Below are 7,129 nucleotides of genomic sequence, written 5' to 3' on the forward strand. Positions count from 1 at the left end.
GGTCATCAGCGTGATCGCCTCGTCCTCGGCGATCGAGGTGAAGGTGCCGACATCGGTGCCGTTGCGGAAAATGGTGATTTCGTCGGCGATGCTCGTGATCTCGCCCCAGCGGTGCGAGGTGAAGACGATCGCCGCCCCCTTCTCGCGCAGCGCGCGGATCTGCCCGAACAGCCAGGCCACCTCGCGCTCGACCAGCGCCGAGGTCGGCTCGTCGAGCAGCAGCACCTGCGGCTCGGACATGATGACCCGGGCAATCTCGATGATCTGTCGCTCGGCGAGCGAGATATCGGCGGCAAGGGCGCGGGTGTCGATATGGGTGATCCCGAGTCCGGCGAGTTCCGCCTCGGCGATCGCCGGCATCGCGGCCCGGTCGATCAGGCCGAGCCCGGTGCGCGGTTCGCGGCCGAGCAGCAGGTTTTCCGCCACGGTCATGAAGGGCAGCAGCGTCAGTTCCTGGAACACGGTGCCGACGCGCAGCCCGGCCTCGGCCATTTCCACCGTGCCTTCATCCGGCGGGATGCGGCCGCCGAGAATCTTGATCAGGGTCGACTTGCCGGCGCCGTTCTCGCCCACCAGCGCATGAACTCTGCCGCGTGCGACGGCGATCGAGGCCCTGGTAAGGGCCTTGACGCCGCCGAACGACTTGCTGATGCCACGCGCCGCGATTGCGGGCGCGGTCATGCCTTGGGCAGGTGAACGGTCAGCTTGCCGCCGCAGGGCTTGCCATGCAGCGCGGCATCGACGCAGACCTTCACGACCGCGTCAGGCCCGCTGTCGGTGAAGTCGGCGAAGAAGCTGTCCGGCAGGTTGGGGAACACCGTCACGCCGGGTTTCACCGTCGCGTCGGTCACGAACGGGAACGGAATGGTGATGTCCTTGCGCGGATACTTCTTGTTCAGCACCTGGCGCGCCAGTTCAAGCGCGACGAGCACCAGATAGGGCGGCTGGCCGATCGACAGGCCATCGACCTTGTGGCCCATGTAGCCGACCATGAACTTGCGGAACCCGTTCTCGGCCTCGCCGGCGGTGGGCGGCAGCGGACGGTTGGCGGCGATGAACGCCTTCAGCACGCCGTCGGTTCCGCCCTGGCACCAGATGCCGTCGACCTTGGGCAGCGAGGGCAGCACGGAGGCGGTGTTCTTCTCCGCGGTCGCCGAATCCCAGTCGCCCGCGAAGCGGCTGACCACCTTGATGCCGGGGTGCTTCTTCCACACCGATTCGGCGCCGAGATTGCGCTGCTGGTTCACCGTCGTGCCGGCAACGCCGGTCACCATGATGACGTTGCCCTTGCCGCCGAGCTTCTTCACCAGCCACTCGGCGAGGGTTTCGCCGAACTTGAACTGGTCGGTGTTCACCTTCAGCGCCGCCGGCGTGGTGACGACATTGTCGAAGGAAACGACGAGGATGCCGCGCGCATGCGCCTGCTGGATGATGCCGTTCAGCCCGGTCGGCGAGGCGGCGTCGACCAGGATGGCGTCGGCCCGCTCGGCGATCATGCCGGAAATCTGCTGGCTTTCCTGCGAGACGTTGTTGCCGGAGTTGTAGTAGGAGCCTTCGATTTCGCTCTTGTACGGCTCCATCTGCAGCGCCGCCTTGAAGAGGTTGACCATCTCGATGCGCCACTCGTTGCCGATATACGAGTTCGAGAGCGCGATCTTGAGCTTGCGGCCGTTGGCGAGGCCGAAGCGGGGCAGGGCCGCCAGGCCGAGCCCGCCCGCGAGGCCGGTGATCAGCGTGCGGCGCGTTGCGCCGGTCAGATCGAGGCCGCCGATCGGATCAGCGGTCTGGTTGTCGAATTCCATGAACATCCTCCCTTCATTCTGGACGGTTTATTATCGGTTCGATACAGCACTTCCCGGTGGCTGACAAACGAAATAAAGGTGCAGTTACACTGTCTTGTTGCCGCGGACTGCGACGTAGAGCGCGTAAACCGAACTCGTCGCCGTCATGAACAGGCGGTTGCGGTTCGGTCCGCCGAACACGAGGTTGCTGGTCGCCTCCGGCAGGTCGATCTTGCCGAGCGGCGTGCCGTCCGGCGCGAAGACGGCAACGCCGTTCGCCGTGCCGCAACTCGACCAGACATTGCCGTGCTCGTCGAGCCGGAAGCCATCGGCGAAACCGTTCGGGATTTCCGCGAAGACCCTGCCCGGCCCGAGCCGCGCGCCGTCGATCACGTCATGCACCCGGATGTGATGCGGGCCATCGGGCCGGTGGGTCATGCCGGTATCGGCGACATAGAGTTTCGATTCATCCGGGCTGAACGCGATGCCGTTCGGCCGCTCGTAATCGCTGGCGACGATGCCGAGCGCACCGCTGGCCGGATCGAAGCGATAGACGTTGCAGGCGCCGATCTCGCTCTCCGCGCGGTGGCCCTCATAGTCGCTCCAGATGCCGTAATCGGGGTCGGTAAACCAGATCGTGCCGTCCGATTTCACGACGACGTCGTTGGGCGAATTGAGCCGCTTGCCCTCGAAACGGTCGACCAGGATGGTCACCGAGCCATCGTATTCGGTGCGGCTGACACAGCGGCCGCCATGCTCGCAGCTGATCAGCCGCCCCTGGCGGTCGCGGGTATGGCCGTTGGTGTGCCGCGCCGGCGCGCGATAGACGTCGACCGTCCCGTTGGTCGTCCAGCGCATCATCCGGTCGTTCGGAATGTCGCTCCACAGCAGGCAGTTCTGCTCGCCGATCCACACCGGCCCTTCCGCCCAGCGGAAGCCCGTGGCGATTTTCTCGATTGCCGCATTGAACAGCAGCATCGAACGAAAGCGTTCGTCATAGACGTGAAAAGCCTCGGACATGGCGGCGCCCTTCCCCCTCTTCGTTGCGGCCGGCTTCTCCGGCCCTTGCCGTCAAACGATAAAAGACAAACGCCGCGAAGACCAGAGGGGGGCGCGGCCCGGTCAGGCCTTGAGCGCAGAGATGAACGCGTCCGCCTTTTCGCGCACCGCGGCGGCGTCATCGCCCGGGCGATAGAGCCCGGAGCCGATGCCGAATCCCATCGCCCCGGCGGCGCGCCAGGGCGCCATCGTCTCCGGCGAGACGCCGCCGACCGGCAGCACCGGCAGCGCCGGCGGCAGCACCGCGCGCAGGGCCTTGAGCACCGCCGGGCTCGCCGCCTCGGCCGGAAACAGCTTCAGCCCGTCCGCGCCGGCCCCGATCAGGGCGAAAGCCTCGGCCGGGGTGAAAAAGCCGGGCAGGGCGAGCAGCCCGTGCCGCTTGGCCTCCCGCACGAGATCGGGATCGGCGTGCGGGGTGACCATCAGCCGTCCGCCGGCGCCGGCAAGCCGGGCGATGTCCGCGGCCGTCATCACCGTTCCGGCCCCGATCAGCGCGCGGTCGCCGAAGCGGCGGGCGAGGCGGGCGATGCTCTCGAACGGGTCGGGCGAGTTCAGCGGCACCTCGATGATCCGCAGCCCGGCCCCGACCAGCGCCTCGCCCACCGCCTCCGCCTCGTCCGGCGAAATGCCGCGCAGGATCGCGACCAGCGGGCAGGCGTCGAGATGATCTTTCAGTGTCGCCATGGAATCTGCTCCCCGAGCCGGGCAAGGCCAAGACAGGCGGCATCGCCCGCCCCGGCGTCATGAATTCGCGCCGCGCCGCCGCACAATTCGATCGCGTCGCGGTAAAGGCCGCACAGCGCGGCATCGCCGATCAGCGTCACCTCGGCCGCGCCCGGCGGCAGCGCGTGGCGCACCTCGTGGCCGATCAGCAGGCCCGAGAGATAGGCGCGCGCGGCGGTCTTCGCCACGCCATCGAGCAGGACCCTGGTCCGCACGCCGAAGAGATGGTGCAGCAGCCCGCCCGGCTGGCCCGCCCGGGCAACGCCGTCGGCGAAGGCGGCCGGGTCCGGCGCGCCGGCCTCGATCGTCTGCGCGAGGATCGTCGCCCCGCCGATCGCGGCGAACGCCTCGCCGGTCATGTAGGAGCGGAACCCCTCGATCCGCCGGGCGGCCACCGTGGCCCATTTCGAATGGCTCCCCGGCAGGCAGACGAGCCGGCGCGCGTCGCCGTCCGCGGCGCCGACGATCTGCGTCTCCTCGCCGCGCATCACTTCCGGCACTCCCGCTTCGTCCCGCGCCGCAAGTCCGGGCAGGATGAACACCTCCGCCGCGTCGAACGCCACCGGCCGCGCCGCGGCGGCGATGGCGCCGAACTCCGCCGGACAGTCGAGATACGGCACTTCCTGCCATCCCTGCCGGCTGCCGGCCATGCCGGCGATCAGCACGCGCCGCTCGCCGGCCTCCAGCCAGTCGCCGGCGATGTCGCGCAGCGTGTCGGCGAAGCCGCCCGGCTTCACGCTCAGCACGCCGCGATCGGCACGCCGCACGTCGCGGACCACGCCATCCTCCGCGATGCGGAAGGCGCGCAGCCGCGTCGTCCCCCAGTCGAGCCCGATCATCGGCGGCCGGTCATCCGCCCGTGCCGCTCAGATCCACCCGGCGTCGACGAAGAAATTGTGGCTGGTCACCATCCGGCTGTCGTCGGCGGCGAGCCAGAGCACCATCCGCGCGACATCGGCGGGCGTCAGCTTCTGCTTGAGGCACTGCTGCTTCATCAGCGTTTCCTCGCCTTCCGGCGTCAGCCATTTCTCGATCTGCCGTTCGGTCATGATCCAGCCCGGCACCACGCAGTTCACGCGGATGTTGTCCGGCCCGAAATCCCGCGCGAGGCTGCGCGTCAGCGCCTCGATGCCGGCCTTGGCGGTCACGTAGGCCGGCATGCCGCCCTGGCCCTTGTGCCAGCTGCTGGAGCCGAAATTGACGATGGCGCCGCCGCCGGCGGCCTTCATCATCGGGATGATCGCCTGGGCGGCGAAGAACTGGTGCCGCAGGTTCACCTGCAGCCGGTCCTCCCAATATTCCACCGTCACGTCCATCGTCGGGTGGCGCTCGTCATGGGCGGCGTTGTTCACCAGCACGGTGAACGGGCCGACCGCTTCCGCCCCTTTCGCGATCGCGGCCTTGAGGGCCTCGATGTCGCGCAGGTCGCACTGGAAGAAATGCGGCGCGGCATGACCCTTCGCCATCACCTGCTCGACCACGCGCTGGCCGCCCGCCGCGTCGATGTCGACGAAGACGATGCGGCTGCCCTGCTCGGCGAAATGCTGGACGACGGATGCGCCGATGCCACCGCCGCCGCCGGTGATGAACACCGCCCGGTCCTTGAGGCTCGGATAGATTGCGTTGGCGTGTGCGGTCATGATGATCCTTCTTCCGTCGTGATGTATCGTCGCCGGCTCAGGGCGTCAGCGCGCCCTTGCCGCGCGGTATTCGCGCCGCACGATCTCGAGCAGTTCCTCCACCGAGGTGTCGCGCGCCGCCCCCGAGAACGTCACCTCGCCATGCTGCATCAGCATGACGCGATCGGCAATCTCCAGGGTCTGGGCATAGTTGTGCATGATCATGATGATCGAGATGTCGCCGCGGGCGCGCTGGCGCTGGATCAGGTCGATGATCAGCCCGGCCTCGCGCGCGCCCATCGCGGCGAGCGGCTCGTCGAGCAGCAGGATCTTGGCATCGGTATAGACCGCGCGGGCGATCGCGATCGCCTGCCGCTGCCCGCCCGAGAGCATCTCCACCTCCTCGTCGACCGAGGGGATGTTGACGCCGATATCCTCGAGCGCCTCCGCCGCGCGCCGGCGCATCGTCTTGTGGTCGAGCATGCCGAGCGGGGTCCTGAGCTCGCGGTTCAGGAACATGTTGTGATAGATCGGCAGCGTGTTGACCAGGGCGAGGTCCTGATACACGCACTCGATGCCGAGGGCCCGCGCATGATCGACCGAGGCGAGATCCACCGCCTCGCCCTGCACGTAGAGCTGGCCGGCGGTCGGCTTGTGAAAGCCGGTGATGATCTTCATCAGGGTCGACTTCCCGGCGCCGTTGTCGCCGAGAATGCCGAGCACCTCGCCGCGCTTCACGTGCAGCGACACGCCCGACAGCGCCGTCACCGCGCCGAACGACTTGACGATGTTCTCGGCCCGCAGCGCGTCCGGCGCCGCTCCGTTCACGGTGGCGCTCATCGCCGTCCTCCCTTGCGCATGCCCTGGACCCGGATATTGGCGACCATCGCGATCAGGATGGCGGCGCCGATGATCATGTCGAAGGTGAAGGCGTTGATGCCGGCGAGGGTGAAGCCGTCCTGCAGCACGCCGAGCACGGTGGCGCCGAGCAGCCCGCCGATGATCGTGCCCGAGCCGCCGGCGAGGCTGGTGCCGCCGATCACGCCCGAGGCGACGGCGAGGAACATCACGTTGGTGCCGCCGGCGAGCGGATCGGTCGAGCCGATGCGGAACGCTTCCAGCAGGCCGGTGATGCCGCCGAGCACGCTGGTGAGCACGAAGTTGCCCACCTTGATCCGCGCGGCGTTGATGCCCGCCTCGGTCGCCCCGGTCAGGTTGCCGCCCACCGCGATCGTGTGCAGCCCCCAGCGCCGGTGGCGCAGCACCATGTGCATGATCACCACGATCAGCAGCGCCCAGAGGAATTCGCTGTAGCCGGCCGCGCCGAAGATGTTGGCGATCGCCGTGCCGCCCGGCGTGTTCACCGGATAGCCGCGCGAGATGGTCAGGGTGAAGCCGTTGATCAGGAACAGCGTGCCGAGCGTGGTGACGAAGGAGGGCACGCGCAGCAGCACCGTGATGCCGCCGTTGATCAGCCCGACCACGGCGGAAACCAGCAGCGCGAGCACGATGCCGACGAACAGGCCGAGCCCCGCCTTCACGCTGAACGCCATGATGAACGGGGCGAGCGCGAAGACCTGGCCGACCGACAGATCGATCTCGCCGCAGATCAGCAGCATGATCTCGCCGCAGGCGATGATGGCGGCCGGGGCAATGAACTGCGACAGCGTCTGCAGGTTCGGGCCGGAGAGGAAATTGTCGTTGCTGATCGCGAAATACGCGAACAGCAGGATGGCGACGACGAGAATGCTCGCCTCGCGCAGCGCGAACAGGCGGGAGCCGTGTCGGCGCAAACTTGTGGACTGGCTCATGCCGTTCCCCTGATCTCAGGCGCCGCCCCGCGCGCAGGCCGGCCTTATGGGTGAAGGGTGGAGGTCCGGCGCGGTGCCGGCCGCATCCCGCGGGACGCCGGCCGCCCGCCGCGCCGGCGCGGCATCAGCCCGCGAT

Annotated in this window: 8 protein-coding genes; all 8 read right to left on the reverse strand. The window is 68.2% G+C overall.

Annotated elements, in window-relative coordinates:
- Nucleotides 1-681, reverse strand: a 681-nt coding sequence (locus APM_RS10620; RefSeq protein WP_007423373.1) for an ATP-binding cassette domain-containing protein, incomplete at its 3' end; no start/stop codon positions are given.
- Nucleotides 678-1,802 (reverse strand): sugar ABC transporter substrate-binding protein, encoded by a 1,125-nt coding sequence (locus tag APM_RS10625; RefSeq protein ID WP_012040168.1) that lies wholly within the window; start codon nucleotides 1,800-1,802, stop codon nucleotides 678-680. The genes APM_RS10620 and APM_RS10625, both read right to left, overlap by 4 nt.
- An 84-nt stretch (nucleotides 1,803-1,886) precedes the next feature.
- Nucleotides 1,887-2,801, reverse strand: coding sequence for an SMP-30/gluconolactonase/LRE family protein (locus tag APM_RS10630; protein ID WP_007423375.1), 915 nt, complete (start codon nucleotides 2,799-2,801; stop codon nucleotides 1,887-1,889).
- A gap of 102 nt (nucleotides 2,802-2,903) precedes the next feature.
- Nucleotides 2,904-3,524, reverse strand: coding sequence for a 2-dehydro-3-deoxy-6-phosphogalactonate aldolase (locus APM_RS10635; RefSeq protein WP_007423376.1), 621 nt, complete (start codon nucleotides 3,522-3,524; stop codon nucleotides 2,904-2,906).
- Nucleotides 3,512-4,402 carry a 2-dehydro-3-deoxygalactonokinase gene (locus tag APM_RS10640; protein ID WP_007423377.1) on the reverse strand — a complete coding sequence of 297 codons (891 nt, stop codon included), beginning with the start codon at nucleotides 4,400-4,402 and terminating at the stop codon, nucleotides 3,512-3,514. Before APM_RS10640 ends, APM_RS10635 begins: the two co-directional genes overlap by 13 nt.
- Before the next feature lie 27 nt (nucleotides 4,403-4,429).
- Nucleotides 4,430-5,203, reverse strand: a complete 774-nt coding sequence (locus tag APM_RS10645) for an SDR family NAD(P)-dependent oxidoreductase (protein WP_007423378.1) — start codon at nucleotides 5,201-5,203, stop codon at nucleotides 4,430-4,432.
- Between the two features lie 45 nt (nucleotides 5,204-5,248).
- Nucleotides 5,249-6,022, reverse strand: coding sequence for an ATP-binding cassette domain-containing protein (locus APM_RS10650; RefSeq protein WP_007423380.1), 774 nt, complete (start codon nucleotides 6,020-6,022; stop codon nucleotides 5,249-5,251).
- Nucleotides 6,019-6,993 carry an ABC transporter permease gene (locus tag APM_RS10655; RefSeq protein ID WP_007423379.1) on the reverse strand — a complete coding sequence of 325 codons (975 nt, stop codon included), beginning with the start codon at nucleotides 6,991-6,993 and terminating at the stop codon, nucleotides 6,019-6,021. The genes APM_RS10650 and APM_RS10655 overlap by 4 nt, the downstream gene beginning before the upstream one ends.
- Nucleotides 6,994-7,129 lie beyond the last annotated feature (136 nt).

The organism is Acidiphilium sp. PM (genome assembly GCF_000219295.1).
GTDB lineage: Bacteria > Pseudomonadota > Alphaproteobacteria > Acetobacterales > Acetobacteraceae > Acidiphilium > Acidiphilium multivorum.